This window comes from Bradyrhizobium sp. IC4060, from assembly GCF_020193715.1.
In the GTDB taxonomy this organism is placed as follows: domain Bacteria; phylum Pseudomonadota; class Alphaproteobacteria; order Rhizobiales; family Xanthobacteraceae; genus Bradyrhizobium; species Bradyrhizobium yuanmingense.
The window spans coordinates 1-25,849 of record NZ_JADYVJ010000009.1; the positions used below are offsets into that span (position 1 = coordinate 1).

Below are 25,849 nucleotides of genomic sequence, written 5' to 3' on the forward strand. Positions count from 1 at the left end.
GCTCAAGGGGGTGGGGCCGAACTCCCCGGCATTCGGGGCGCGGCGAAGCTGCTTCCCTTCGCCCGAAGTCCGGCCGGTGTCTGTAGCACAGCGGGCCAGGAAAACGCTTAGGGGGAGCGCGCTGGGCCGGGCGTCGCGGAAGCCGTTCTCGGGGCCCAGCGGGCTTGCCACTCAACCTAACGAGCGGTCGGCGGAAGGATGATGTCGTCGTTTCCGATGATGATGCGCGTGGGAGCGTGCCACTCTCCCATGTCGTGCTTGACGCTCGCCGCAGCTTGGAAGTTCTTCACGTAACGTTCGAAAAAAGCCAGCATGCCTGGGCAATCGGTGCAGCCGCGATCATCGAAAATCTCTCGCCGCGCCAGGCATCGCATCGTGCGCCGCGTGGAAGGGTCATTCATCGCGAACTCGACGCCTTCAAGCTCCGCGCGTGCCTTTCCGTTGGGGATGGGCTCCAACTCACGCTTCAGTCGACGCCTGCCGAGCAGGCCTGACAGCCGCTGTCTCGTGACATCAAGCTCGGTGATCCGACTTTCCAGCTTCGCGTAGATGTCCCGCCACGCCCCCTCCGGAACGCCGTCCTCGCCAGAAACCCAGCGGCGCATCGTGCGGTCCGAAACGTCGATGGCTCGCGACAGATCGGTCTGCCAGCGCGGCCCGTACAGTTGCTCGCCAATGTCTTGGAGTAGTTGGTTCGTCATGACATCGGGCCTCCTTTGCCCATATGCGGCAGGCCAACGCCCATCCGTCATGTCCTAAATTTAGGACGAAAGCCGGTGTGGGTCAATTAGCGGGATAGCACCGCGCGCGGCGCCTGCGAGGGTGGCCGAGGCAATGCGAGGCAGCCCGTAGGATGGGTTGAGCCTAGCGAAACCCATCACACGTGTTTCTCGAAGCATCCGTAAAGCTAGCCGATCGGGCGCCACCCGCGGTTTGTCGTCACTTGCAGTCGGATGACAGCCGTCATGAGGGAGAGCGGGAATAGGGAAGCGATGGGTTTCGCGTGAGCTCAACGCATCCTACGAGCTACCCGTTCCGGGCCCAACCCAGTCACCCAGCAGCTTGCGATGTGCGGGCGTAGGTTGACAAACCTCGAGCCTATCACTTCATTTGCTGAGCCGGAAAGCACCCAGGAGCCTCGATGGCGTCCATCTACGCTCTCTATTCCTGCCGCGACGGGCGGGTACGATACGTCGGGATGACGGCTGACACCATCGATCGCCGTTTTGTGCAGCACCGGCGGGGTCCTTATGACGGGATAGGTGTCGTGCGAAGCTGGATGCGTGACGAGTGGAACGACGCGTTTCCGGTTCGGACCGCATTGCTCGAATGGTGTGACATAAGTCAGGTCAGCGATCGTGAAACATACTGGATCAATCTCTTCGACAATCTCCTTAATGCGCGGAAGTATTATCGCCCTCGGCAGGCTCCGCAGTGCCGTGCGCGTACTCCCAGGATTGCCGTCATTGCAGAATACATGCGCAACCACACCTTCAACTTTGAAGGCAGACACGGCATCCATTATCGGCACAGCCTTGACATGTATTTTGTGCTCGTTCCCGATAGGGATGAGGGGCTTCGCCCATTGATCGGCGATGAGCTTCCTGGAGGAAGCAGGGCGATGTGGTTTTCCGACCTCGCCCGCGCCATCAATGCGCGCGACAGGTATCGTGGCCTCTTCCCAAAGATGCAATGGCCGCGTGACAAGGTGATTTGATCAGCCCGTAGCCCGTAGGATGGGTTGGGCACTTGCGAAACCCATCACACGTGTTTTTCGAAGCATCCGTAAAGCTAGCCGACCGGGCGCCATCCGCGGTTCGTCGCTCACAGTCGGACAGCCGCGATGGGGGAGAGCGGGAATGGAAAAGCGATGGGTCCGCTCAACCCATCCTACGATCTACTGCCGCGTCAAGCTATTCTGCTAAATGTAGAACCGGTACGATGCCTTCGGCGTTGCGTTGTCCGACAGCTCGCACATGAGTTCGCCGACGCGACGCGCAAACATGATGGTAATTGGCACGCGCGAGATGCCGTCGCTCGAATTCCAATTCATCTTGGTGAGCGTCAGAATTTCTTTCGAACGGTCTTTCATGTTTGTCGGCGACGCCGTGCCGACCTCAATCGGGGCCGGAATGTGCATACCGGGATACTCGTTCCACCAAGGAACGTATCCGCCTGTGAACAGATAGAACTGGTCTTTCAGCGTGCAGAGTGTGCCCCGCCATGGCTCCTCGGTCCCTTTGCGCACCATGCGGAACGCCGTTGACCGCATCCACACATAATCGACGGCCGGAACCCGGTCCTTGGCCGACGCCGCGAAGCCTTTGATCTCTTCCGGCTGGTACGTCGTCGTCTTGTGAATGACGACCCGGTCCGGCATGACCCCTGCGCGCTTTTCATATTGGGCGAGAACGTCATCGAGAAGACTCTTGGCCTGCGCATCGTCGAGATAAGGCTGCCGGTCGCGCCGTTGGTCATGCTCAATGTTCGCGCCCTTCAGCGCGAACGGCTCGATGTCGGTCGAATAGGCCTGTGCCACGCTCGCGTAGACGAGATGGCCACTCCGCCGCTTCATGTGATGAAAAGAAATCCCGACAAAGCAGACATTGCGCGGCAGGTCGGTGGGACGCCATGGAATTCCTTGTGCCTTGTAGTAAATCGAGGTCGTGATGTGCCAGGCGCGCGTTGCGAAGCTCTGTCCCTTGTCGTCAGGACGGTCAATCGTATCCCGCCGGAGGATCTGAATGGGCACGGCTTCGTCGTGCATCATCGTGCGCGCCTTGATGGCGCGATAGAAGGTGCGGAACAACAAGTCATCGGCCATCGTGTAGAGGGCCTCAGCCTCTTTCCGCTCCTCGGGTGACGGCTGGAACAGCGCCAGCTGATCGCTTTCTTCCTCAGCGCGCAACACTTCAAGCGCCCGCCGTTCTTCCGGCGTCAAACCCGGATTGGCGACGCGGAGGTCGCCAAGCTCCGGCTTGATGCAGACAATGATGCAATCCGGGCTGTCGTCGCCGAAAAGGCTACTAATCCGACCGTCGAAAAGTTCGACCAGCTCGTTAAAGGTCCTACCGGTCAACGCGTCCTTGAACTGGGTGTTGTAGACGCTCGGCTCGATGGTCCGGATGAAGCGTTCCTCGATGAGGAATTTGCAATTGAAAGCATTTTCGAGGCCCGGCCAATCGCGAAAGCGGTTCGAATTGGCCTCGAAGGTCGGGCTGTATTGCTTGAGGCGATTAAGCCACGCCGTCGCCGCTTCGACATCCTCGGGAAGTCCGACGAGGCCAAGACGGACGGTTCGGAGGCCGCGATCATCGACGGGACCATGCGCGCTAAGACCCCGGCGCGGGTCTACGTCATGCGCGGCATTAGCAAATTCGAGTTCCGGCTCAGGCAGAACGTCGATCTTCAGCGGAAGCGCCATCGATCAAACCTCCTTCCTGCACGTCAACCGTGAAGAAGGCGCCTTCGAGCAGCAGGTCATCGACATGGCGGTTGCCGATGTTGATGGTCGGCGCACCTTGCGCGAGGAAGCGTGCCCAAAATGCCAGATCGCTCTCCACGCTCGCGTTGCGATCGAATTTGATGCGGCGGGTCGCTTTACTGGTTCGCATGTAGCCCGGCAGCGGCGAAACGCCGTCGTGCTTGGCGAACATGTAGAAGGGTTTGATGCGAACGCCCCAGACACCTGCCTGGTGCACCACCTCGTAGCCGAAGCCTTCGCACTCAAACCAGGTCTTCCGGTCCTCGCCGCGGCGCTTGACAACATCGCGGCGCACGTTTTTTCGGTGTGGCGTGTCGTAGATGATCGTGCGGTTCTGCCGGTTGTGCGCCGTGAAGTAGGCTCGCTTGGCCGGATAACCGCGCTTATTCTTCTCAATGAGGAGACCGCGATCGTCAAAGCGCGTCAGATATCGCTCGAAGTGCCGCCGCGCGAGCCATGCGAACTTGGCGCGCAGCACGGGATCGCGCTCAACCTCGTCGAGCGGGATAGGCTTGGCAGGGCCTTTTGCAACCGGAGCGAACAGCGTGCTCAAAAGCGCAGCCGGTACGAAGCTCCACAGATCGCCTGTTTTGCTTTCGAACACGAAGGTGCCGACGTCGTCCAGAGGAACTTTCTTCTGCAGTTCGTCCCAGCCGGCGACGTTCAGCGGGATGCGTGTCAATTCCTGCGGGATCGATCCGAAGGGCAGCAAATTGAGAACGTACGTGCCGACCGGCCGCGTGTCGCGCGCAACCGTCGCCGATCCCGCTGACGCGGCCAGCCGGTAAAGCTCGGCCTCAAAGCAGTCCCGTCCGGGCGGATAAGCGAAGGTCGCCGTGCCGCCATGCTGCTCTGCGAGTTCGCGCGCATCGGTGAGGCCAGTGCCCGCCCGCTCCATCGCGCTGATGCCGAAAAACACGTCGCAAAGCGCACGGTTGCGCAGGTCACTGAACTGCGGAACAGGCTCGAAGGCGCCGTCGGCGTCGAGCTTCAGATGCGCCACCGCGTTAGGCAGTTGCGCGCCCGGATTTACGAAGCGGACCGAGCGGTTTGGCACGACGTTGATATGCGCCGGCTTCGCGATCGTATAGTCGCGGTGAACGATCATGTTCACCAGAAGCTCAAGAAGAGCGCGCTCAGGGTACGCAAAACGGCTTTCGTGCTGTCGCCGGCCCTTCACCTTAATCTTCGGGTTGATCTCTTCCTCTTCCATCCATTCGAGCACGCTCTTGCGCTGCTCGATCAGATTACCCTTGAATACCTGTTTGCGCTTGCCGTCGATCGTCGCGCCGATGACGCTGTGAGAGAAAAAGCGCCCCGGATCGCGGCCAAACAGAAGAATGCACGCGACGCTCGGCTTTTCCTCGCCGGACGAGGTTACCACCAAGCCGAGTTCGCGCATCAACGGCCTGAGTTGTTGCGAGTCAATCGCGCCTCGTTCCAGCTTCTGGCAATACTGTCGGAGCGTCGTGAGCGCGAGATCAACGTCAATGTCTGCCCACGTAGCCTCGGCAACGGGCTGGTCGTCGAATTGCTTGCTCTGCTTGTCATCGGGCAGAGGTGCAAACCGCTGAACTCCCGCGAGATCGCGGTTCAGGTCGGTCAGAAGTTCGTCAAAGCCGTCAATCTCGATGAACTGGAAATTCTGGCCGAGACGTTCCGCGAGTGCCGCGACACGCAGGTGCGGCTGCTCGCCCTTCCTGATGCACCAATATATGCCGTGGCGGAATTCGATTCCTGTCGCTGCTCCCAGCAGCGACTCAGTGATCGAGGGTTCAGCGCCGCGATAGCCCACTACGACCAGCGGCGTGCTTTTCAGCAGCGGTACTAAGGTCTGAACCAACACCGGATCAAGCGCCTGCGTTTCGCTGACCAGATTGCGGTCGGTGTACTGTTCGGCCTTTCCATGCAGCCACACTATCTGCGCGCGGGCATAGAGACTGAACTCGTTGAAGTCGCTCGGTCCGCGATTCACCTCGGCTACGTGCCGGATGTGTGGCTGCTTATCGTTCAGCGCCTTCGGCAGGCACTTGTCGAAGTTGGTGGTGAGTATCGTTCCCATCAGTCCGCGCAAGACCAGATCGGCGGTCGCGCGGTAGCCGTCGCCGAGATTCTGGCGTAAGGCGGTCAGGTCGAGCAGCGCCCGCTTGCGATAATCGTCCGGCTTGAGGAGATGCTGAATGACGAGCGGGAAATTTTCGGCGAGGCGGTCATCACCGCGAATGAACCAGGTCTGCGATTGCAGCCACGCGGTCCACTCGGAGGTCTTGATCTGCTCGGGAAGAGTCTTGCCGCCGAGCTTGAGATCGGAATAGGCCTGCTTGGCGAGCCGCTTCACGCTTTCCGCTGCAAGCGGAATTCCCGACGAAAACGACGTACCCGCGCCGAAGAGGAATGTGGGCCGCGCGTCGTTGTCGGGCCGCAAGAGGGAGCAAAGAAGGGCGACACTATCCTTGTGGGACATGCCCTTGAGGTTAAGCCGATTCTTGCGAACAAAACAAGTACAGACAATGCGTAATCCGGTGGATAAGCCAGGCTCAAGGGCATATTCACATCCGTCTGGTGCCCGGATTGGCGCCGCGCCCCGAAAATCACTAACGTCGGGCCTGACTCCGAAATGCCGAATCCTTTGCTATGCCGCCTGCGGAACAACTGCTCAACGCGCCTGAATTCACCGTCTCCGAACTGTCCCTGTCCCTGAAGCGGACGGTCGAGGACGCCTACGGCCATGTCCGCGTCCGCGGCGAGATCTCCGGCTTTCGCGGGGCGCATTCCTCCGGCCATTGCTATTTCGCGCTGAAGGACGAGAGCGCCAAGATCGAGGCGGTGATCTGGAAGGGCGTGCATAGCCGCATGCGCTTCAAGCCCCAGGAGGGGCTCGAGGTCATCGCCACCGGCAAGCTCACGACCTATCCGGGCTCCTCGAAATACCAGATCGTGATCGAGGCGCTGGAGCCGGCCGGCATCGGCGCGCTGATGGCGCTGATGGAGGAGCGCAAGAAGAAGCTCGCCGCCGAGGGCCTGTTCGACGAGGCGCGCAAGCAGCTCCTGCCCTGGCTTCCGGAGGTGATCGGCGTCGTGACCTCGCCGACCGGCGCCGTCATCCGCGACATCCTGCATCGGCTGGAGGACCGCTTCCCCCGCCGCGTGCTGGTGTGGCCGGTCAAGGTGCAGGGCGACGGCTCGGCCGAGCAGGTCGCGGCCGCGATCCGCGGCTTCAACGCGCTGCCCGAGGGCGGCAGGATTCCGCGGCCCGACGTGCTGATCGTCGCGCGCGGCGGCGGCTCGCTGGAGGACCTCTGGTCGTTCAACGAGGAGATCGTGGTGCGCGCAGCCGCCGAGAGCATGATTCCGCTGATCTCGGCGGTGGGGCACGAGACCGACATCACCCTGATCGATTTCGTCGCCGACAAGCGCGCGCCGACGCCGACGGCGGCGGCCGAGATGGCGGTGCCGGTGCGCAGCGACTTGTTCATCGAGGTGGGCGATCTCGGCCGCCGCACCCGCGCCTATTGGCAACGCGCCCAGGAGAGCCGCCGCAGCGAGTTGCGCGCCGCCGCGCGCGCGCTGCCGGCGGCCGGCGATCTGCTCGCGATCCCGCGGCAGCGACTGGATTCGGCGGGCGCCTCCCTGCCCCGCTGCCTCAAGGCCAACACGCACGCGCATTTCCGCAGGTTCACCGCCGCAAGCGCGAAGCTGACGCTGCGCGTGCTGCACGGCCAGATCTCGCAGGCCGATCATCGCCTCACCGTGTGCGGCGAGCGGCTTGGTCTCTCCACGCGCTCGCTGCTGCGGCAGCGGCGCGACCGCTTTGCCGGACTGGAGGTGCGCCTGCGCGCCTCAAAACTTGCGAATGCGCAGGCGCAGCGCAACGCGATTGCCCGCCAGCGCGAGCGCACGCATCGTCTGACTGAGCGGGCGCAGCGCGCGCTGGTCACGCTGCTGCACCGGCTGGAGGCGCGGGTCGAGAACAGCGGCAAGCTGCTCTCCGCGCTGTCCTATCGCAGCGTGCTCGCGCGCGGCTTTGCCCTGGTGCGCGACGAGGCCGGCCATCCCGTGCATGCGGCGGATGCGATCGGTCCCGGCGCGCGGGTCGAGATCGAGTTCGCGGACGGCCGTGTCGGCGCAACGGCGGATGCGGATCGCCCGGCGCCCGCGGAGAGGCGCGCGCCGGCGCAGGCCAAGCCGGCTGCGGAGACGAAGCCGGCGCCGAGGCGCCTGGCCAAGCCGGTGGATCAGGGCAGCTTGTTCTGAGGAGGGAGGACGGGCTCTATCCGCGTCATTGCGAGCGCAGCGAAGCAATCCAGAGTCTTTCCGCGGAGGGACTCTGGATTGCTTCGTCGCAAGGGCTCCTCGCAATGACGACGAGGAAACAGCGTGCCCCTACCGGCACGACAATCCCGCCTCGATCGTGGTCCAGAAGCCGCAATGGTCCGGCGCGCGGTGGGGGCCGGCGTGGGCCTCGAACAGCAGGATCGCGACGGTGAAGACGATCAGGGCGGAGGCGAAGAGCGTGATGCGGCCATGCATGTGAGATGCGTTTAATCGACATCGTGGTCGAATGATGGCGCGGGCACGTGCTACGGCACCGCCATCACCGCGCCAGCCATTGCGCGACGTCCTTCTGCGAGGCGGCGCGGGCTTCGGCATCTCCGTGCTCGGGCGCGGCGGCTGCGTGCACCGGCGCGCCGGCGCGGTCGAAATCGTGATCGGCGCCGGGATAGACCACGATGCGCGCTAGGGCGCTGCGGCCGCGCGCGCCGTCCACCATCTGGCGGCAGGCCGGCGGCGACGACACCTCGTCATCGGCGCCGATCAAGACCAGCGTCGGCACCCGCGTGCTCCAGCCGAGGCCCGCCGAGATCCGGCAATCCGGATAGAACGCGATCGCGGCGCGGAAGTCCGGACCGTGATCGCGCGCTGCGCTCTGCGGACGCACGGCCCAGAGCAGCGCGCTCGCACCATTGGCCCAGCCGATCAGGCTGACACGGTCCCGCGCCACCCAAGCCTGCTGCATCAGCCAGGCGCGCGAGGCCGCGATGTCGGCGACGCGTTCGCGCCGCGCCTTGACGTGCATCTCCTTGACGCGGCATTGCGGGCCGAGCTCGCGCGAGCCGTAGCTGTCGGGCAGCAGCACGGCATTGCCGGCCTTGAGCAGGCGCTCGGCCCATTCGCGATAGCGCGGCAGCACGGGCTCGGAATGGCTACTCAGCCCGCCGCAGCCGTGCAGCGCGATCACGGCCGGAAACGGTCCCTCGCCCGCGGGCTTGTAGAGCTGCGCATGGAGCACCCCGGAGGCGAGCGGAATCTCGACCGGCTGCGGCGCCGGGGCGGCGTGCGCGGCCGACATCAGCAGCGTCAGGAACAAAGCGGCGAGGCGAAGGCGCATCGGACTCTGCGGCAGGAGCTGCCGGAACCGGCGCCCCTTCGACCGAAGCCTTATCATGCGAAAACGGCGGCAAATCATCACGAACCGGTGGGTTTAACGGGCGGACAAGCCACCCCATCTATGCTACATCCCGTCCAACACATCGTGCCTTCCACGGCTTTCCTGGAGAGGCCCCCACGGAGACTTTCGACCGTGCTGAACAAGTTCGGCCCCTCGGGCCATGGCGAAGCGCAGGTGCAATATCTCGACGGCGATTTCCGCGTGATCTCGCCGGGGACCTTCGTGCGCTGCGCGATCACCGACGTCCGCATCCCGCTTGACGAGCTGAAGTACTGGAGCGTCGATCTGCAGGAGGCCTATGCCACGCCCACCGCGGTGCTGCAGCGGCATTTTCCCGGCGCGCTGAAGCAGCCGTGATCCTTCGGCTCTCGCAACTCTCGTAAGGCGGGTAAAACCGGCAGACCTATAATGCTGGCGGTAACAATTGCAGGGTGCAATTCCATCTGACTTCTCCTGGATGCGGCTTCATTCAATAAGATTGCGGCCATGAATGCCGGCTGAATGTTCGCCGATATCTAAAATTGTCAGGCTTCCATTGGGGCCCATTTAAGCCGGCCCGCACCACATTGCCTCGGGATAAAGTGGCAAGCGGGCAGGAAGCATGGACCTCCGGAGAATTTTCAGCCGTTCGTTCGGTGTACCTTCGAGCGCAAGGGATCATTTGCTCGAACGGTTCATCCGCGACGAGCAGGGCAGCTACGTGCTCATTTCTGCGCTGCTCATGCCGGTCCTGGTCGGCACCGCCGGCCTCGGAACGGAAGTGGGCTGGTGGTACTACAAGCACAAGAACATGCAGAGCGTTGCAGATTCCGGCGCGGTCAGCGCTGCGACGGCTGCCAGTGCAGGCGGCGACCCCCGGTCCGAAGCCAAGGCGGTCGCGGCAAATTATGGTTACACCGACGGCGCGAACGACGTCACTGTCACGGTGAACCAGCCACCGAAAACAGGCAGTCAAGCGTCGAACGCGCAGGCCATCGAAGTCATCGTCAGTCAACCGCAGCGTCGGCTGCTGTCGGCCTTGTTCGGCTCGGATCGCGTACCAATCACCGCGCGCTCGGTCGCGCTGCCCAACTCCGGGACGGGCTGCGTCCTTGCGCTCAACAGGAGCGCAAGCCCCGCCGTCAACGTCAGCGGCGGCAACCAGCTCAACCTGATCAAGTGCAATCTCTACAGCAATTCGAGCGCGAGCCCCTCGCTCAACGTCGCCGGCAGCGCCTCGGTGGCGGCAAACCAGGTCGGCGTGGTCGGCGACGTCTCCGGCGCGAGCAGCATCACGGCGACCAACGGGGTCAAGACGCACATCACGCCTGTCGCCGATCCCTATGCCGACGTCTCTCCGCCGACGCGGCCGAGCTGCAGCAATGCCAAGATCACGGTCAACGCCAACGGAAAGACGAACTCGCTCGACCCCGGCTGCTACATGGGCAGCATCACGGTCAACGCCGGCGCAGTCCTGAACCTCAATCCCGGCATCTACTATCTGGACGGCGCCAGCTTGAGCGTCGCCGGAAATGCCACCATCACCGGCAGCGGCGTCACCCTGGTGTTCACGGGCTCCGGCAGCGACTGGGGCACCGCCTCAATCGGCAGCAACGCGACCGTCGACCTGACCGGGCCGACCAGCGGCCCGACGAAGGGCATCGTCATGTACGGTGACCGCAACATGCCGGCCGGGACCAATTTCAATCTCACCGGCGGTGCTACGCAGAATTTCGGCGGTGCCATCTACCTGCCAAAGGCCAATCTCAGCTTCAGCGGCGGCAACGGCACCAGCACATCCTGCACCAAGATCATCGCGGATACGCTGACGTTCAGCGGCACGTCGAACCTGCAGGTCAATTGCACCGCGCTCGGCACCGCGACGATCGGTTCGCAGACCGCGCAGCTCGTCGAATGAGGTTTGGAGCGATGCAGATCCAGAGTTTCTCATTTAAGCTTGGCCGTCGATTGCTCGGTTCTCTGGCGCGGCATGTGCGAATCGCTGCCGGCGATCAACGGGGCGTCGCGGCAGCCGAATTCGCCATCCTGGTTCCCCTGCTGTCCCTGATGGTCGTCTCGGTCACGGACATCGGGCTTGCCCTCTATCGCAAGATGCAGGTCGAAAATGCCGCGCAAGCGGGAGCCCAGTACGCGATTGCGCGCGGCTTCGACACGAGCGGCATCGCGAACGCCGTCGCAAGTGCCACCAGCGCGACGAACATCACCGCTTCACCTCCGCCAGTCCAGTTCTGCGGATGTCCGACGAGTGCGGGCGTGAGCGCCACCAGCTGCGGAACGGTCTGCACCGGCGGTGCGCCGGCCGGGACATATACGACGGTCTCGGCGCAAGCGACGTACTATACGATCATCGACTATCAGATCGTGGCGGCCACATACACGTACACCGCGCAGTCCACCACGAGGCTGCAGTGAAGCTCACCGCATTATGGCGGGACACGCGCGGCACCACAGCGCTGGAATTTGCGCTGACCGCTCCCGTGTTCTTCCTGTTCATATTCGGGATCATCGAATGCGGGCTGCTGTTCTGGACTCAGCTCGGAATCCAGCATGGCAGCGAAATGGCGGCGCGCTGCGCGAGCGTCAACAACACGCTCTGCCCGAGCAGCAGCGCCATCACGACCTACGCTGCCCAGCAGGCCTACGGCCTCACGCTCCCCCCGGGGACATTCACCTTTGCCACGGTCGCATGCGGCAACCAGGTCAGCGCGAGCTATTCATTCGAGTTTCCGCAGATCATCAACCTGTCTCCGATCACGCTGACCGCGCGAGCCTGCTTCCCGAGCTGAGGTCGCCGACAGAAAAATGGATTCTGCCATGCCAATCGCTTGCGTTCTACATTCCTTGCAGCCGTGGGTGAGTCGTTTCGCCCTGTGGTTGGATTCTTTGTTGCAATTCCGCGCCCTAGAGTTGTTTGATGAAGTTCTGCTGAAACAAAGCACTGCTATAGTGCAGGTTAGGTAATTGGCCCTGTTCTTTTTATCGCACAGACGATCAGGTCAACCAAACAGCCATCGAGCGTTGGAATTGGCGCGGTCTGTGAACGGGCTCATATCGAAGAGCCATCTGACGGGCGACGATCACCTTGAAAATTCGCGGTGGAATATCTGTAAATCGACAATCATGCGATGGGGGTGATCATGCCCGCCATTTTCGACCTGCTCTATCGTGAGTATTGCCGCGCCCGTCTCGCTGAGATGCGCAAACAGCTTCTGATCGCAGCTGAGCGCGCTGAAGCTGTCGCAGCGGATCATTATCCCGCGACGCTGAGTGACGATGAGAGAACGGACCCGCACCGCAAGACCGGTCTCGGCCTGCCGAATTGAAGCGGCTCCAAGACCGGCGATCACTCCCGCGTAGCAGCGACCAAGCAATTGGCAACAGTTTGGGAGACGGCAATGAATACACCCGAATGCTACACCGTCGTCGTCGCCTGCATGTCGTGCCTCACCATCATCGGATTGATGGCCGCCGGCGCGTGGTGAGCATGGCTCGTTGCAGACATGATTCCGACTTCGACATGAGTACAGCCGCCGCGTCGTCCGACGGCGGCGGCTGCACTTTGGATCCGCAGATCAGCTTCCCGGCGGCGAATACGACACGTTTCGCGACCAGGGCAGAGACGTTGCCTCACGTTGCGAGATCAGCGCGCACTGAACCTTCGCTCGCGCGCTCTGTATAGATGATCGCTGATCAATTGCCGCAGCTTCGCCAGGTCATCGAACTCGAGCTGAACGGCGAACGGCACGATGCCGTCAGGCACGCCTGCGCGGCCGCGCAAGCGTGCAAGATCCTTTTCCGTGGTCACCAGCGTGAGCTGCTCGCGCTGCGCCTCCGCTGCGAGCGCTGCGATCTCGCCTTCCGAAAACATGTGGTGGTCGGCGAAGGCGCGCGTGCGAACGACGTCGATCCCGCTCGCACGCAGGGTACGGAAGAAACGCTCGGGATCGCCGATGCCGGCGAAGGCGAACACCCGCTTGCCGAGCAGCTGCGCGAGCGAGGCCGCATCCGGCATCAGGCGCGCACGCAGCTCGGGCTTGTTCCGCTTCGCGATCTCCGCCGCGACATCGTTGGCGGCATTGCCGTCGCCGATCAGCACCAGCGCATCGGTGCGCGCGAGCTGCACCGCGAGCGGTGCGCGCAGGGGCCCTGCGGGAAACACCGCGCCGTTGCCAAGGCCGCGCTCGCCGTCGATCACGATCAGCGAGGCGTCCTTGAACAGGCGCGGATTCTGGAAGCCGTCATCCATCAGGATCACGGTGGCGCCTTGCGACTTTGCGAGCGCGACGCCGTCGAGGCGGTCGCGCGCGACCACGACCGGGACGTCGCGCGCCATCATCATGGGTTCGTCGCCGACGTCGGCCGCATCGTGACGCTCGCGGTCGACCATCACCGGCCCCTTCAGGCGCCCGCCATAGCCGCGGCTGAGCACGACCGGCGTCTCGCCGAGCTCGCGCAAGAGCTTGGTCAACACCAGCACCGTCGGCGTCTTGCCGGCACCGCCGACATGGTAGTTGCCGACACAGATCACGGGGATGCCGGCGTCCACGCCCTGGCGCAGCATGCGCCGTGCAGTGATCGCGCCGTAAAGCGCACCGAGCGGCCATAGCGCGTACGATTGAAGGGAGCGTGGCCGGTACCAAAAGGCCGGCTCACGCATTGGCGGCCCCCATCTCGATCCGCAACTGCAGCAGATACGGCTCGAGCGCGGTCATGGTGCGATCGAGCGCACCCCCAAGCTGCTCGACCACGCCCGTGCCTGCGCGCTGCATCTTGTCGCGCATGGTGGGATCGGCCAGCAACTGGCCGAGCTGCTTGACGAGCGCCTCCTGCGTGTCGGCTTGCTGCGCCCCGCCGCTGGTATCGAGCGCTTCATAGACGTCGGCGAAGTTGAACACGTGCGGACCGTGGACGATCGCGGCGCCCAGCTTGATCGCCTCGATCGGGTTCTGCCCGCCATGGTGGATCAGCGATCCGCCCATGAACACGATTCCCGAGAGCCGATAGAACAGGCCGAGCTCGCCCATGGTGTCGGCGACATAGACGTCGGTCGTCGCGGTCGGCAGCTCCTCGCGCGAGCGCAAGCTGGGCTTCAGGCCCGACGTCGTGACGAGGCCTGCGATCGATGAGCCGCGATCCGGGTGCCGCGGCACGATCACGGTGAGAAGCTGCGGGAAGAAGCCGACCAGGCTGCGATGCGCCGCGACCAGCATCTCGTCCTCGCCCGGATGGGTCGAGGCCGCGACGATGATCGGACGCCCGCGCGTCATCGCCATCAGCCGTTCGAGCTTGGCGGGGTCGGCCGGCGGCGCGGGCACGTCGAGCTTGAGATTGCCCGTCGTCGCGACGTCGCGGCCGCCGAGCGCGGCAAAGCGCTCGGCATCTTTCTTCGACTGCGCAAGACAGATGTCGAACCGCGACAGCAGCGCCGAGATGGTGCCGTGCATGCGGCGCCAGCGCGGGAAGGAACGCGGCGACATCCGCCCGTTGATCAGCACCATCGGCACCCGGCGCGCCGCGCCGGCGAGGATCAGGTTCGGCCACAAATCGGATTCAATGAACAGCGCCAGCGACGGCTTCCAATGATCGAGGAAGCGCGCGACGTAGCGCGGCGAGTCATACGGCACGTATTGATGGATGACGTCGGGGGGAAAGCGTTTTGCGACGACCGCGGCCGAGGTGACCGTGCCCGAGGTGAGCAGGATGCGCAGATTGAGATCGCGCAGGCGCTCGATCAGGGCGGCCGCCGCCAGGACCTCGCCGACGCTGGCACCATGAATCCAGACCAACGGGCCGTGCGGCCGCACGTCGGCGGACAGGCCGCGCCGCTCGCCGACGCGGGCGGGATCCTCCTTGCCCTGCTTCAGCCGCCGCTTGATCAGCGCAGGCGCGAGTGGCACCAGGCCGGCGGCCAGGCGCCGATACATCCGCAGCGTGATCGGCAGCGCAATGGGCAGCGACTTAGGCATCTTCCGGTCCCGGACGGCCGAGCTGCGCATAGGCGCGACGGGTCGCCTCGTTCAACGTGTCTTCCAGCTCCTGCCGCAACGTCTCCATCATGGCGGCGTCGGCATCTGCGGGAACGTGGATTTCCTTGATGCCGACCAAAGCGCCCCGCCCGAATGGCAAATTGATGGTGGTGCGATCCCAGTTCTTGAGCCGGACGAAGCGGCTGGTCGCCATCGCGAAAGGCATGATCGGCCGTCCCGATTCCCGTGCCAGCATGATAATGCCGAGCCCGACCACGCGCGAGCGCTTGGGGACATCGGCGGTCAACGCGACATTACAACCGGCCTGGAGCGTCCGCACCATTTCCTTGAAGGCGCCGACGCCACCTTTGCGGTGGAACGCGCCGCCATGGTCGCCGGAACCGCGGATGGTGCCGATCCCGAGCCGCTCGGCGGCGATGGCATTGAACTCGCCGTCGCGGTGCCGGGAGATCAGCACCTTGGCCCGATAGGAGGCCTTGTTCTGGTTCTTGATGAAGGGCGTCAGGAAATGCTGGCCGTGCCAGAACGCGAAGATCGCAGGGAGCTGCGGCTCGACGCGCTCGTAGACGTCGGGCGGATCGAAGGTGAAGGTGTTGGTCCGCCAGACCAGACGCAGATATTCGGCCGCCAGGACCCCGACGGCACGCTGAAACCAGCTGCTTCGCAGCGTATTGCGAAGCAGTTTCTTCAACGCGCCGGTTCTTGATTCGGATCGAGCAGCCGATGCAGGTGGACGATGAAGTAGCGCATCTGCGCGTTGTCGACCGTGCTCTGCGCCTTGGCCCGCCAGGCGGCGTGGGCGCTGGCATAGTTCGGATACAGGCCGACGATGTCGACCTCGTCCAGATTCTTGAAGGTGTTGTGCTCGAGATCGACGAGCTCGCCGCCGATGACGAGGTGGAGCAGTTGTTGCGGGGCGCTATCTGGCATGAGTTCTGTTCCTAAGGGGCTGCCCGGCAAAGCAGTGTTCGAGAAGCACCACGAATGCGCCTTAGGCTATCGGACGGTTGCGAAAATGCGCGACAATGCCCGCATGACGTTCGCGTCCCGCTGCCACCAGCACCCCGTGCGCCACTTCCCGGCGGTTATAGAGGATGGGTTCTCCGGAGAGGTCGCTCATCCTACCATCCGCTTCCTGCACGATCAAATCGGCCGCCGCAAGATCCCAATCATGGCTGTTGCCGCCCGCAAATGCCGCATCCAGCGCGCCATCGGCGACCCGGCACAGCCGCAGCGCCAGCGAGCCGATCCGCCGGTGCAGCTTGATCTCGCCGAGTGACGGCTTCAGCCGCTCGACCAGCGGCTTCGGGCCGGCGACGCGGGCGAAGTCGAGTTCGGATCCGCCTGTCGCGCGCACCGGCTTGTCGTTGAGCGTCGTGCCCTTGCCGCGCACCGCGAAGAAGAATTCGTCGCTGGCCGGGGCGAATACGGCGGCGAGCACCGGCGAAGCGTCCGCCACCAGTGCGACGCTGACGCACCATTCGTCATGGCCGCCGAGATAATTGCGCGTGCCGTCGATGGGATCGACGATCCAGGTCAGCCGCCGCGACAGCCGCGCCGCATCGTCGGCGCTCTCCTCGGACAGCCAGCCATAATCGGGCGTCGCGGCACGCAGGCGCGATTCGAGCAGATCGTTGACGGCGATGTCGGCCTCCGACACCGGCGAGGACGCGCCCTTGGTCCACTTCCTCAGCTCGGTGCGGAACATCGACTGCGCCAGCGCGCCCGCCTCCCGCACCGTGTCCTTCAGCAGCGCCGCGTCGCGGGTCAGGAGGGTGTGGTCGAGAGAATGCGCGTCAGCGTCCGCCAAGCGTCAAACCCTCGATGCGCACCGTCGGCGCATTGATGCCGTAGCGGAATTCGAGATTGTTCGCAGGCTGCATCGACCTGAAGATCTCGAACAGATGGCCGGCGATCGTCACCTCGCTGACGGGATAGGTGATCTCGCCGTTCTCGATCCAGAAGCCGGAGGCGCCGCGGCTGTAATCGCCGGTGACGCCGTTGACGCCGGAGCCGATCAGGTCGGTGACGTAGAAGCCCTGCTTGATGTCGGCGATCAGCTCGGCCGGCGTTGCAGAGCCGGGCTCAAGATGCAGATTGTACGGCCCCGGCGAAGGCGAGGAGGACACGCCGCGATGGGCGTGACCGGTGGTGGTGAGGCCGAGCTCGCGCGCGGTGGCACAGTCGAGCAGCCAAGTCGTCAACACGCCGTCGTCGACCAGCGCGGTCCGCTTCACTGCGACGCCTTCGGCATCGAAGGTCTGCGAGCGCAGCCCGCGCTTGCGCAGGGGATCGTCGATGATGCGGATGTTCTTCGCAAACAGCTGCTGGCCGAGCTTGTCCTTCAGGAAGCTGGTCTTGCGCGCGATCGAGGCGCCGTTGATGGCGCCGACGAGATGGCCGACCAGGGAGCCGGCGACGCGCGGATCGAACACCACCGGGACCTTGCAGGTCTCGACCTTGCGCGGATTGTAGCGCGCCACGGTGCGCTCGCCGGCGGAGCGGCCGACGACCTCCGGCGACAGCAGATCGGCGCCATGCGGCGCCGAGGTGAAGTCGTAGTCGCGCTCCATGCCGGTGCCTTCGCCCGATATGGCGGTGGCGGAGATGCCCTGGCTGGAGCGCAGATAGGAGCCGTGGAAGCCGGTCGAGGTGACGAGCACCATGCCGCCGATGCCGGATGAGGCCGAGGCGCCGCCGGACTTGGTCACGCCCTTGACGCCGAGCGCGGCAGCTTCGGCCGCGAGCGCGCGGCGCTCGAGCTCGGTCGGGGTGGGCACGGCGGGATCGAGCAGGTCGAGATCGGGAAAGTCGCGCGCGAGCAGCGCGGGATCGGCAAGGCCGACATATTTGTCGTCGGGCGCGACGCGCGCCATCGCAACCGCACGCTCGGCGAGCTTGGTGACGGCATCGCCGCTGACGTCGTTGGTGGAGACCACCGCCTGACGCTGACCGACCAGCACGCGCAGACCGACATCGTCACCCTCGGACCGCTCGGATTCCTCGACGCGTCCGTCGCGGACCTCGACGCCCTGCGAGACGCCGCGCACCGCGACCGCGTCGGCCGCATCCGCGCCGGCGCGCTTGGCCGCCTCGACCAGCCGCTGCGCGAGATCGGAGAGCGCGGACTGATCGAACAGGTCGCGATTGGCGGAAGGCGAAAGCGTCGGGCTTGGTGAAGAGTTCACGAACGAAATCCTGTTGGGGCGGGGTTCGGGACCGGAACCCACAGATGTGCCCTGATAGCGCGGACTTCAAGCATTTTCAGCCCGCCAAAAGCTCAGATTCGCGACGTCGGCGCAACGTCTCGTCAATCATGCACGCCAAGGTCTTGTCAATCATGAGGAGCGAGTGACGGTGGGTTAACCAGCCTTTTTAAGCGGTTTCGGACCGCCCGGCGCTAAGGTCCTCGCATCGACCGGGAACATAATCCTGGCGGGGAGAACAAAGCCGTGAGGCGTCAAACAGCAACATGCGGGGCCCACCCCGCCGGGTCGAGCCGCTCCTTGCGGCTCGACCCTCTTTCCCTTCCGGTCCGCTTCGATGCGCATGATCCGCGCGCCGACGGGCATGTCAGGCAGATCGAGCTTCATCGCGAGCGTGTCGTGCTGCGCCGTGCCGTGCGCGGCATGCAGATGGCGATCAACGTGCGCGTCGCCGACTTCACCGGCGTTGCGCTCCGCGGCAATGACGAGACGCAGACGCTCGTCCTCGTGCATCGCGATCCTTCGCTGTCCATCCCGCTACTGATCAGCGCGGACGCGGACGAGATCGCGCAGGCCTGGGCGATCTGGAGCGAGATCTTTGCGCTGCCGCAGCTCGACGAAGGCGCGCGCAAACCCGCACCGCGCCGCCGCCGCGCCAATGCGATCCGCGCCCGCCGTCCGAAATTCTTGATGCGCCGGCGCACCGCAATGGCGCGCGAGCTGCCGGTTCATCAGGGCGAGCGCGAGATCATCGCGAGGAATTGACGGTGCCGTAGGGTGGGTTAGCCCGAAGGGCGTAACCCACCTCTTTGCTTTTCGCGCGGATAGAAGTTGGTGGATTACGCTTCGCTAATCCACCCTACGCATTTTCGCGTCACGCCGCTCGCATCATCGCGTCCGCGAGCAATCCCGCAAACAGCAACAGGCCCGCATGCTTGTTCGACTTGAACAGGCGCAGGCACAGCTCGGGATCGTTGATGCGCAGCCGCACGATCTGCCACACCAGATGCGCGGCGAAGGCGGCAAGCCCAAGCCAGGCCGGCCAGCGCGCTTCGCCGGATGCCAGCGCGACGCCGATCAGCATCACCGCGAGCCCGTAGAACAGGACCAGCGCCTGGCGCGTATGCGCGCCGAACAGGCGCGCGGTCGACTTGATGCCGATCAACGCGTCGTCCTCAGTGTCCTGATGCGCGTAGATGGTGTCATAGCCGATCACCCAGGAGATCGCGCCGGCATAGAGCACGAGCGCGGTGGCGTCGATGCGGCCGAAGGTGACGGCAAACCCCATCAACGCGCCCCAGGAGAAGGCGAGCCCGAGCACGATCTGCGGCCACCAGGTGATGCGCTTCATGAAGGGATAGATCGCGACGATCAGGAGTGAGGCGATGCCCGTTGCAATCGCGAAGCGGTTGAACTGCAGCAGCACCGCAAGACCGACCAGCGCCTGCGCGACCATGAAGACCAGCGCCTGCCTGGTGGTCACCTGCCCCGACGGCAGCGGCCGCGAGCGCGTGCGCTCGACCTTGCCGTCGAGGTCGCGATCGGTGATGTCGTTCCAGGTGCAGCCGGCCCCGCGCATGACGAAAGCGCCGATGAAGAACAGCACGATGGTGAGCGGCAGGCCGCGAACGTCATGCGCCATGCCGGCGGCCAGCGCCGCCGACCACCAGCATGGCATCAGGAGAAGCCAGGAGCCGATCGGGCGATCGAAGCGGGACAGGCGCAGGTAAGGCCGCGCCCAATGCGGCGCGAGCGTATCGACCCAGTTGCCGGTGGAATCGGCAACGCGGGCGGATGTATCGCTCATCGGGTCAGGACGTTGCCGTTGAGCGTATCGAAGGTGCTGCCACCCTTCCTGCCGGCATTGGCCTCGGGCGCGGAGCCAGAGCCCAGCACCTCGCTCAGCGACGGACCGGCCGGACCGCGCGGCTGGTTCTGCATCTGTTGCGCGACGTTGCAGACCTTCGTCGCCATGGCCTCGGTGTTCTTGTGACCTTCCTTCAACTGCGCACCGATCTGGGGCGGGATTCCGCATTTGGCGGCATTGGTCTCGATGTACTTGATCATCTTGACTTCAGCCTGGCTGAAATTGCGGATCAGCTTGCAGGCCTCGTCCGGTTGCGCGCGACGATCGCTCGCGGCCTTGATCAGCTTGCCGCGCTTCTCGGCTTCCTCGCGCAGCGGAATGAATGCCTTCATGCAGTCCTCGCCGGGACCGGCCTGCGTCGGGGGAGCCGCGCTGAAGGCGCCGGCGCCACCGATCGGGGCAGCACCGTTCACGGGAAAGGACGATTGCGGCGCCGCACCGAGCGAAGCAGCGGGTGCCGAACCGTTAACCGGAGGAAATGGGGAATTGGCGGCAGGCTGGTTGGGCAGCGGCGCCGGGAACGCGCTTTGCGCAGTCGCGCCCGCAGCACCCATGGCCACCATGGCGGCAGTGATCGGAACCATCAAATGGCGGATCATCAAGACAGTCTCTCCGGCAGGAGCTTACGGGGCTCAGGGCTTCCTAATTGAAGCGCGACCAGCGTGTTCGCGTTTTTACGATTCCCGCCGGCGCTTAACAACCCGTGGAATAGGGCGAGAGCGCGGCGCTGGGACGCACCAGTTCGGCAATATTTACCCCCGAAATGGCGCCTTTCAGTTAAGAACGGCCGGTAATCGGACCCCAAAGCGATGCCTGTCCACGATTTTCGCGCCCCCCGCCTGTTCGTCGATGCCCCCCTGGTCCAGGACGCCAGGGTGCCGCTCGACCGCGACCAGAGCAATTATCTCGGCAATGTGCTGCGGCTGGCGGCCGGGGCCGAGGTCCTGGCCTTCAACGGCAGGGATGGCGAGTGGCAGGCCGCCATCGAGGGCCGCAAGCGGCCGGACGGCCTCGTGATCCTGCAGCAGACCCGGCCCCAGGATCGGCTCGCCGACCTCACCTATGTCTTCGCCCCGCTCAAGCATGCCCGGCTGGACTACACGGTGCAGAAGGCCATCGAGATGGGCGCCGCCGCGCTGCAGCCGGTCCTGACCCGGTTCACCCAGGCATCCCGGGTCAACACCGAGCGGATGCGCGCCAATGTGGTCGAGGCGGCCGAGCAATGCGGCATCCTCAGCATCGCCAGCGTGGCCGAGCCGGTGCCGCTGGAGCGCTTCCTGAGCCAGCGGCCCGCCGACCGGTTGCTGATCTTCTGCGACGAGGCGGCGGAGATCCAGGATCCCATTCAGAGCCTGCAAGGCGCGCGCGGGATCGGACACGGCATCGACGTGCTGATCGGCCCCGAGGGCGGTTTTGCCGAGGAAGAGCGGGCGCTTTTGCTGCGCCAGCCCAAAATCCTGCGGCTGGCGCTCGGCCCCCGCATCATGCGGGCGGACACCGCCGCGGTCGCCGCCCTGGCGCTGGTGCAGGCGGTGCTGGGGGATTGGAGCGGCAAAAGCGCCTGATCCTGCGCATTGCCCGCCTGTTAAGCGATTGATCCTTTGGAGGTCGAAACCGCTGTCGGGCCATGCTAAGGGCTGCGCCAATTCGCCTCCCCTTGCCTGCCCGGTTCCGCCGGGACGATGGACCCCTGAGATGACCGCGACTGCCACCTCAAATGCTGCCGGCTCCGCCGCCTGGGCGGATACGCTGCTCTTGTCGTTTGCGCAGGCCGGTTATGTCAGGGCCGAGCCCGCCATCCTGCAGCCGGCCGAGCCGTTTCTGGACCTCTCCGGCGAGGACATCCGCAAGAGCCTGTACCTGACCACCGACCTCTCCGGCGAGGAGCTCTGCCTGCGCCCGGACCTGACCATTCCTGTCGCGCGCGACTATCTGGCCTCGGGGCGCGCCGGCCAGCCGGCGGGGTTCAGCTATCTCGGTCCGGTGTTCCGCTACCGCAGCGGCCAGGCCCGTGAATTCCTCCAGGCCGGCATCGAATCGTTCGCCCGTCAGGATCGCGCCGCGGCCGATGCCGAGATGCTGGCGCTGGGGCTGGAGGCGACGGCCGCCTTCGGCGTCCGCGACGTCGAGATCCGCACCGGCGATGTCGCCTTGTTCAATGCGCTGCTCGACGCGCTCAACCTCTATCCGGTCTGGCGCCGCCGCCTGGTCAAGGATTTCAACCGCAAGATCAGCCTGGAGCAGGATCTGGAGCGGCTGGCGGCCGCGACCAAAGCGACGCGCAGCGAGTATGAGGGTGTGCTGGCGGCCCTTGCCGGCTCCGACCGCAAGGCGGCGCTTGCCTTCGTCACCGATCTGATGTCGATCGCCGGCACCACCAATGTCGGCGGCCGCACCACGGCCGAGATCGCCGACCGCTTCCTCGAGCAATCGACGCTGAAGGGCGGCGCGCTGCCGCGCGAGGCGATCGCCGTGCTCAAGCGCTTCCTGTCGATTTCGGGCAATCCAGACGACGCCATCGCCGAGCTGCGCGCACTCACGACGGACGCGAAGCTCGATCTCGCCTCTGCGATCGACCAATTCGAGAGCCGGGTCGGTTTCATGGCCGCGCGCGGCATCGACGTGAAGCAGACCCGTTTCTCGACCGCGTTCGGGCGCGGACTCGACTACTACACCGGCTTCGAGTTCGAGCTGCATCACAGCGGCAACGGCGCCGAGCCGCTGGTCGCCGGCGGCCGCTACGACGGGCTGATGACCCAGCTCGGATCAGCTGAGCCGATCCCCGCGGTCGGCTTTTCGGTCTGGGTGGACGCGCTGAACCGGATCGGCCGCAAGGTGGGAGCTTAAGTCATGAGCGCGCCATTCGTTCTGGCCGTTCCCTCCAAGGGCCGCCTGCAGGAGAACACCGAGGCCTTCTTTGCCCGTGCCGGCCTCAAGCTGTCGAAGGCCGGCGGCGTCCGCGACTACCGCGGCACCATCGCAGGACTGGACAATGTCGAGGTCGCCTATCTCTCGGCCAGCGAGATCGCCTCGCAATTGTCCCGCGGCCTCGCCCATCTCGGCGTCACCGGCGAAGATCTCGTGCGCGAGACCATCGCCGATGCCGACAAGCGCGTATCGCTGATCGACGGGCTCGGCTTCGGCTATGCCGACGTCGTCGTCGCAGTGCCGCAGGCCTGGATCGACGTCCGCACCATGGCCGACCTCGACGACGTCACCACAGGCTTCCGCGAGCAGCATCACATGCGGATGCGGGTCGCGACCAAGTTCGTCAACCTCACCCGCGGCTTCTTCCAGGCGCACGGCATCAGCGATTACCGCATCGTCGAAAGCGCGGGCGCCACCGAAGGCGCGCCGGCGGCCGGCAGCGCCGAGCTGATCGTCGACATCACCACGACCGGCGCGACGCTTGCCGCCAACGGCCTGCGGGTGCTCGACGACGGCGTGATCCTGCGCAGCCAGGCCAATCTGGTGGCCGCCAAGGAGGCCGACTGGTCGCCGCAGGCGCGCGAGACGGCGCGTGTCATTCTCGATCACATCGCAGCGCGGGCGCGGGCCAACAAATACCGCGAGGTCCGCACCCGCTTCCGGCAGTGCGATACCGCCCTGCTCGGGGAAGCCCACAACCGGTTCGGCGTGGAGGCCCCGTTCGGCGGTCCGACCTCGTCAGGCATGCTGACCCTGCACTGCCCACCGGGGCAGCTCTATGCGCTGGCGAGCTTCCTGCGCGAGCATGGCGCCGAGACCGTCTCGGTGGTGTCGCTCGACTACGTGTTCGACCGCGAGAACCCGCTGTTCGCCAGGCTGGAGGCGTTCCTGCGGCGGTGAGCCCAAGGTTTGTTCAGCTTTGCGACAGCAAACGGCAGCTACCATATGCGGTTGAGAAGACCTAAACACCTCTGGAACCTTGATCGATGACGCTGGGCTCTGACGTATCCGGCATGACGACCACCGCAGCCAGCGCAGCCGCGAAGGGGCTGTCGATCGTCATCCCCGTCTACAACGAGGCGGCTGGCCTTGCCGGCCTGCATCAGCGCATCTGCGAGCTCGCCAAGACCCTGCGGCAGCGCTATCGCCTGTCCTGCGAAGTCGTCTATGTCGACGACGGCAGCAAGGATGCGACGCTGTCGATCGCGCGGTCATTGCCGGCCGACGCCATCGACGTCCAGGTGGTGTCGCTGTCGCGCAATTTCGGCAAGGAGGCCGCGCTGATGGCGGGCCTCGACCATGCCCGCCTCGGCGCGGTGATGTTCATGGACGGCGACGGCCAGCATCCGCCGGCGCTGGTGGAACAGCTGGTGCGGCACTGGATCGATGACGGCTATGACGTCGTCTATACCGCCAAGGCGCATCGCGACAACGAGTCCTTCCTGCGCCGGGTCGCGGTGCACGGCTTCTACGCGCTGATCAATTGGGGCGCCCGTCAGAAGATTCCGGAGGACGCCGGCGATTTCCGCCTGCTGTCGCCGCGCGCGGTCGCGGCGCTGAGGCAGCTGCCGGAACGCAACCGCTTCTTCAAGGGCCTCGCCAGCTGGATCGGTTTCCGCCAGATCCGCGTCGACTACGAGCCCGCAGCGCGTGCCCATGGCGTCACCACCTTCAACGCCGCGAGCCTGCTTGGCCTGTCGATCGAGGGCCTGACGTCCTTTTCAGTGGCGCCCTTGCGCTTCGCCAGCCTGCTCGGCGTCATTCTCGCAGGAGGCGCCTTCCTGTTCGGCCTTTCGATCCTCTGGGAAGTGTTCACGACCGGCAAGCAGGTGCCCGGCTATCCTTCGCTCGTGATCGGACTGATGACGATCGGCGGCGTGCAGCTCATCATGATCGGCATCGTCGGCGAATATATCGGCAAGATCCTCTCCGAGCTGAAGGCGCGGCCGATCTACTTCGTCGCCGAGCACAGCGAGAAGCATTCCGAAGCTGATGATGCCGCGAGCAGGACGGCAGCCGAATGAGCGTGGCCGCGAGCCCGCGGCGGATCTGGCTCTGCGCCGACGATTACGGCATCAGCCCGGGCGTCAACCGCGCCATCCGCGACCTGATCGAACGCGGCCGCCTCAATGCGACGTCGGTGATGATGGTGGGGCCCGCGATCGCGCGCGGCGACGTCGAGGCGCTGCAGGCTTCGGCAAAGCAAAGCCCGCGCTGCGCGATCGGGCTGCATGTGACGCTGTCGGCGCCGTTCCGGCCGCTCACCATGCATTTCCGCCCCTTGGACGGCGACATGTTCTTCGCCTTTCCCAAGCTGCTGCGCGCCGGTCTGATGCGCCGGCTCGACCGTGAATTCATCCGCAACGAGGTGAAGGCACAGCTGGCCGCCTTCATGGACGCGTTCGGACGCACCCCCGACTTCGTCGACGGTCACCAGCATGTGCAGCTCTTCCCGCAGGTGCGCGACGGTTTTGTCGATGCGGTCAGCGAAGTCGCGCCGAACGCCTGGGTGCGCCAAGGCGGCCGCGACCTGCCGCTGCGGCAGCGGCTGGCCTCCCCCAAGGCCATGGTGCTCGATATCCTCAGCGCGCAATTCCGCCGCCGCGCCGGCAGCGCCGGCCTCAGCTTCAACCCCGGCTTCGCCGGCGCCTATGATTTCACGCGCGCCGCCGATTTCGGCGCGCTGATGCAGCAATTCCTGGACGGCCTTCCCGATGGCGGCCTCGTGATGTGCCATCCCGGCTTTGTCGATGATGTCCTTACCGGCCTCGACCCCATGACCGACGTGCGCGAGCGCGAGCACGCCTATCTCGCGGGCGATGCCTTCGCGCGCCTGCTGGCGGATAGCAACGTGACATTGGAGTGATATGTTGTCCTCATGGACAATCGAGACCGCCCTTTTCCAGAGCTCCCAGGCTGGCGTTTCAC

General features: G+C 64.9%; 26 protein-coding genes. 13 read left to right on the plus strand and 13 right to left on the minus strand.

Going from position 1 to position 25,849, the window contains the following annotated elements; genetic code table 11:
- Positions 1–176: 176 nt before the first annotated feature.
- Positions 177–701: a hypothetical protein gene (locus tag I6F16_RS25475; RefSeq protein WP_225174096.1), complete on the minus strand. Its 525-nt coding sequence runs from the start codon at positions 699–701 to the stop codon at positions 177–179.
- A 440-nt stretch (positions 702–1,141) separates the two neighbouring features.
- Between I6F16_RS25475 and I6F16_RS25480 the strand changes: the two genes are divergently transcribed.
- Complete coding sequence (locus I6F16_RS25480; protein ID WP_225113332.1) at positions 1,142–1,717, plus strand: GIY-YIG nuclease family protein; 576 nt, start codon at positions 1,142–1,144, stop codon at positions 1,715–1,717.
- Between the two features lie 204 nt (positions 1,718–1,921).
- Here I6F16_RS25480 and I6F16_RS25485 read toward each other — a convergent pair whose 3' ends face one another.
- Both I6F16_RS25485 and I6F16_RS25490 read right to left on the minus strand, forming a co-directional pair.
- Positions 1,922–3,424 carry a hypothetical protein gene (locus I6F16_RS25485; RefSeq protein WP_225113333.1) on the minus strand — a complete coding sequence of 501 codons (1,503 nt, stop codon included), beginning with the start codon at positions 3,422–3,424 and terminating at the stop codon, positions 1,922–1,924.
- Positions 3,390–5,948, minus strand: a complete 2,559-nt coding sequence (locus I6F16_RS25490; protein ID WP_225113334.1) for an SIR2 family protein — start codon at positions 5,946–5,948, stop codon at positions 3,390–3,392. Before I6F16_RS25490 ends, I6F16_RS25485 begins: the two co-directional genes overlap by 35 nt.
- Positions 5,949–6,118: 170 nt before the next feature.
- Between I6F16_RS25490 and xseA the strand changes: the two genes are divergently transcribed.
- On the plus strand, positions 6,119–7,738 hold the full coding sequence (gene xseA, locus I6F16_RS25495; protein ID WP_225174097.1) for an exodeoxyribonuclease VII large subunit: 1,620 nt from the start codon (positions 6,119–6,121) through the stop codon (positions 7,736–7,738).
- 129 nt (positions 7,739–7,867) lie between these two features.
- Here xseA and I6F16_RS25500 read toward each other — a convergent pair whose 3' ends face one another.
- Together I6F16_RS25500 and I6F16_RS25505 are read right to left on the minus strand one after the other, a co-directional pair.
- Positions 7,868–8,014 (minus strand): hypothetical protein, encoded by a 147-nt coding sequence (locus I6F16_RS25500; protein ID WP_197424412.1) that lies wholly within the window; start codon positions 8,012–8,014, stop codon positions 7,868–7,870.
- 64 nt (positions 8,015–8,078) lie between these two features.
- A complete protein-coding gene (locus I6F16_RS25505) occupies positions 8,079–8,873 on the minus strand; it encodes a dienelactone hydrolase family protein (protein WP_225174098.1) in 795 nt (264 codons plus the stop codon).
- 192 nt (positions 8,874–9,065) lie between these two features.
- On the opposite strand from I6F16_RS25505, the gene I6F16_RS25510 reads away from it, so the two are divergent.
- The 5 genes from I6F16_RS25510 to I6F16_RS25530 all read left to right on the plus strand — a co-directional run bounded on the left by I6F16_RS25510 (position 9,066) and on the right by I6F16_RS25530 (position 12,256).
- Entirely contained in the window at positions 9,066–9,290 is a 225-nt protein-coding gene (locus I6F16_RS25510; protein ID WP_036009228.1) for a DUF2093 domain-containing protein, read from the plus strand.
- A 244-nt stretch (positions 9,291–9,534) separates the two neighbouring features.
- Positions 9,535–10,830 (plus strand): pilus assembly protein TadG-related protein, encoded by a 1,296-nt coding sequence (locus tag I6F16_RS25515; RefSeq protein ID WP_225174099.1) that lies wholly within the window; start codon positions 9,535–9,537, stop codon positions 10,828–10,830.
- Positions 10,831–10,841: 11 nt separating this feature from the next.
- Positions 10,842–11,345, plus strand: coding sequence for a TadE/TadG family type IV pilus assembly protein (locus tag I6F16_RS25520; protein WP_225174100.1), 504 nt, complete (start codon positions 10,842–10,844; stop codon positions 11,343–11,345).
- On the plus strand, positions 11,342–11,719 hold the full coding sequence (locus tag I6F16_RS25525) for a TadE/TadG family type IV pilus assembly protein (protein WP_225174101.1): 378 nt from the start codon (positions 11,342–11,344) through the stop codon (positions 11,717–11,719). Before I6F16_RS25520 ends, I6F16_RS25525 begins: the two co-directional genes overlap by 4 nt.
- A gap of 351 nt (positions 11,720–12,070) precedes the next feature.
- Complete coding sequence (locus I6F16_RS25530) at positions 12,071–12,256, plus strand: hypothetical protein (protein ID WP_225124433.1); 186 nt, start codon at positions 12,071–12,073, stop codon at positions 12,254–12,256.
- 317 nt (positions 12,257–12,573) lie between these two features.
- Here I6F16_RS25530 and lpxK read toward each other — a convergent pair whose 3' ends face one another.
- The 6 genes from lpxK to I6F16_RS25560 all read right to left on the minus strand — a co-directional run bounded on the left by lpxK (position 12,574) and on the right by I6F16_RS25560 (position 18,108).
- Entirely contained in the window at positions 12,574–13,590 is a 1,017-nt protein-coding gene (lpxK, locus tag I6F16_RS25535) for a tetraacyldisaccharide 4'-kinase (RefSeq protein WP_225174102.1), read from the minus strand.
- The gene (locus I6F16_RS25540) at positions 13,583–14,929 is read right to left on the minus strand and encodes a 3-deoxy-D-manno-octulosonic acid transferase (protein ID WP_225174103.1); all 1,347 of its coding nucleotides are present in this window, start codon (positions 14,927–14,929) and stop codon (positions 13,583–13,585) included. The genes lpxK and I6F16_RS25540 overlap by 8 nt, the downstream gene beginning before the upstream one ends.
- Positions 14,892–15,611: a lysophospholipid acyltransferase family protein gene (locus I6F16_RS25545; RefSeq protein WP_036039958.1), complete on the minus strand. Its 720-nt coding sequence runs from the start codon at positions 15,609–15,611 to the stop codon at positions 14,892–14,894. Before I6F16_RS25545 ends, I6F16_RS25540 begins: the two co-directional genes overlap by 38 nt.
- The gene (locus tag I6F16_RS25550; protein WP_036039955.1) at positions 15,608–15,850 is read right to left on the minus strand and encodes a DUF4170 domain-containing protein; all 243 of its coding nucleotides are present in this window, start codon (positions 15,848–15,850) and stop codon (positions 15,608–15,610) included. The genes I6F16_RS25545 and I6F16_RS25550 overlap by 4 nt, the downstream gene beginning before the upstream one ends.
- A 61-nt stretch (positions 15,851–15,911) precedes the next feature.
- A complete protein-coding gene (locus I6F16_RS25555) occupies positions 15,912–16,730 on the minus strand; it encodes a 3'(2'),5'-bisphosphate nucleotidase CysQ (protein ID WP_225147342.1) in 819 nt (272 codons plus the stop codon).
- Positions 16,717–18,108: a TldD/PmbA family protein gene (locus I6F16_RS25560; protein WP_225174104.1), complete on the minus strand. Its 1,392-nt coding sequence runs from the start codon at positions 18,106–18,108 to the stop codon at positions 16,717–16,719. The genes I6F16_RS25555 and I6F16_RS25560 overlap by 14 nt, the downstream gene beginning before the upstream one ends.
- Before the next feature lie 264 nt (positions 18,109–18,372).
- Between I6F16_RS25560 and I6F16_RS25565 the strand changes: the two genes are divergently transcribed.
- Positions 18,373–18,891, plus strand: a complete 519-nt coding sequence (locus I6F16_RS25565) for a DUF6101 family protein (RefSeq protein WP_225113345.1) — start codon at positions 18,373–18,375, stop codon at positions 18,889–18,891.
- Between the two features lie 109 nt (positions 18,892–19,000).
- Here the strand turns inward: I6F16_RS25565 and ubiA are convergent, their stop codons facing one another.
- Together ubiA and I6F16_RS25575 are read right to left on the minus strand one after the other, a co-directional pair.
- On the minus strand, positions 19,001–19,933 hold the full coding sequence (gene ubiA, locus I6F16_RS25570; RefSeq protein ID WP_225174105.1) for a 4-hydroxybenzoate octaprenyltransferase: 933 nt from the start codon (positions 19,931–19,933) through the stop codon (positions 19,001–19,003).
- A complete protein-coding gene (locus tag I6F16_RS25575) occupies positions 19,930–20,592 on the minus strand; it encodes a hypothetical protein (protein ID WP_225140496.1) in 663 nt (220 codons plus the stop codon). The genes ubiA and I6F16_RS25575 overlap by 4 nt, the downstream gene beginning before the upstream one ends.
- A gap of 210 nt (positions 20,593–20,802) precedes the next feature.
- Here I6F16_RS25575 and I6F16_RS25580 point away from each other — a divergent pair, with 210 nt between their 5' ends.
- The 5 genes from I6F16_RS25580 to I6F16_RS25600 all read left to right on the plus strand — a co-directional run bounded on the left by I6F16_RS25580 (position 20,803) and on the right by I6F16_RS25600 (position 25,787).
- Positions 20,803–21,558 (plus strand): 16S rRNA (uracil(1498)-N(3))-methyltransferase, encoded by a 756-nt coding sequence (locus I6F16_RS25580; RefSeq protein ID WP_225113348.1) that lies wholly within the window; start codon positions 20,803–20,805, stop codon positions 21,556–21,558.
- 130 nt (positions 21,559–21,688) lie between these two features.
- Positions 21,689–22,840, plus strand: a complete 1,152-nt coding sequence (locus I6F16_RS25585) for an ATP phosphoribosyltransferase regulatory subunit (protein ID WP_225113349.1) — start codon at positions 21,689–21,691, stop codon at positions 22,838–22,840.
- Between the two features lie 3 nt (positions 22,841–22,843).
- Complete coding sequence (gene hisG, locus I6F16_RS25590; protein ID WP_225113350.1) at positions 22,844–23,821, plus strand: ATP phosphoribosyltransferase; 978 nt, start codon at positions 22,844–22,846, stop codon at positions 23,819–23,821.
- A gap of 86 nt (positions 23,822–23,907) precedes the next feature.
- Positions 23,908–24,945 carry a glycosyltransferase family 2 protein gene (locus I6F16_RS25595; protein ID WP_036014274.1) on the plus strand — a complete coding sequence of 346 codons (1,038 nt, stop codon included), beginning with the start codon at positions 23,908–23,910 and terminating at the stop codon, positions 24,943–24,945.
- Positions 24,942–25,787 carry a ChbG/HpnK family deacetylase gene (locus I6F16_RS25600; RefSeq protein ID WP_225113351.1) on the plus strand — a complete coding sequence of 282 codons (846 nt, stop codon included), beginning with the start codon at positions 24,942–24,944 and terminating at the stop codon, positions 25,785–25,787. The genes I6F16_RS25595 and I6F16_RS25600 overlap by 4 nt, the downstream gene beginning before the upstream one ends.
- The last annotated feature ends 62 nt before the right edge of the window (positions 25,788–25,849 follow it).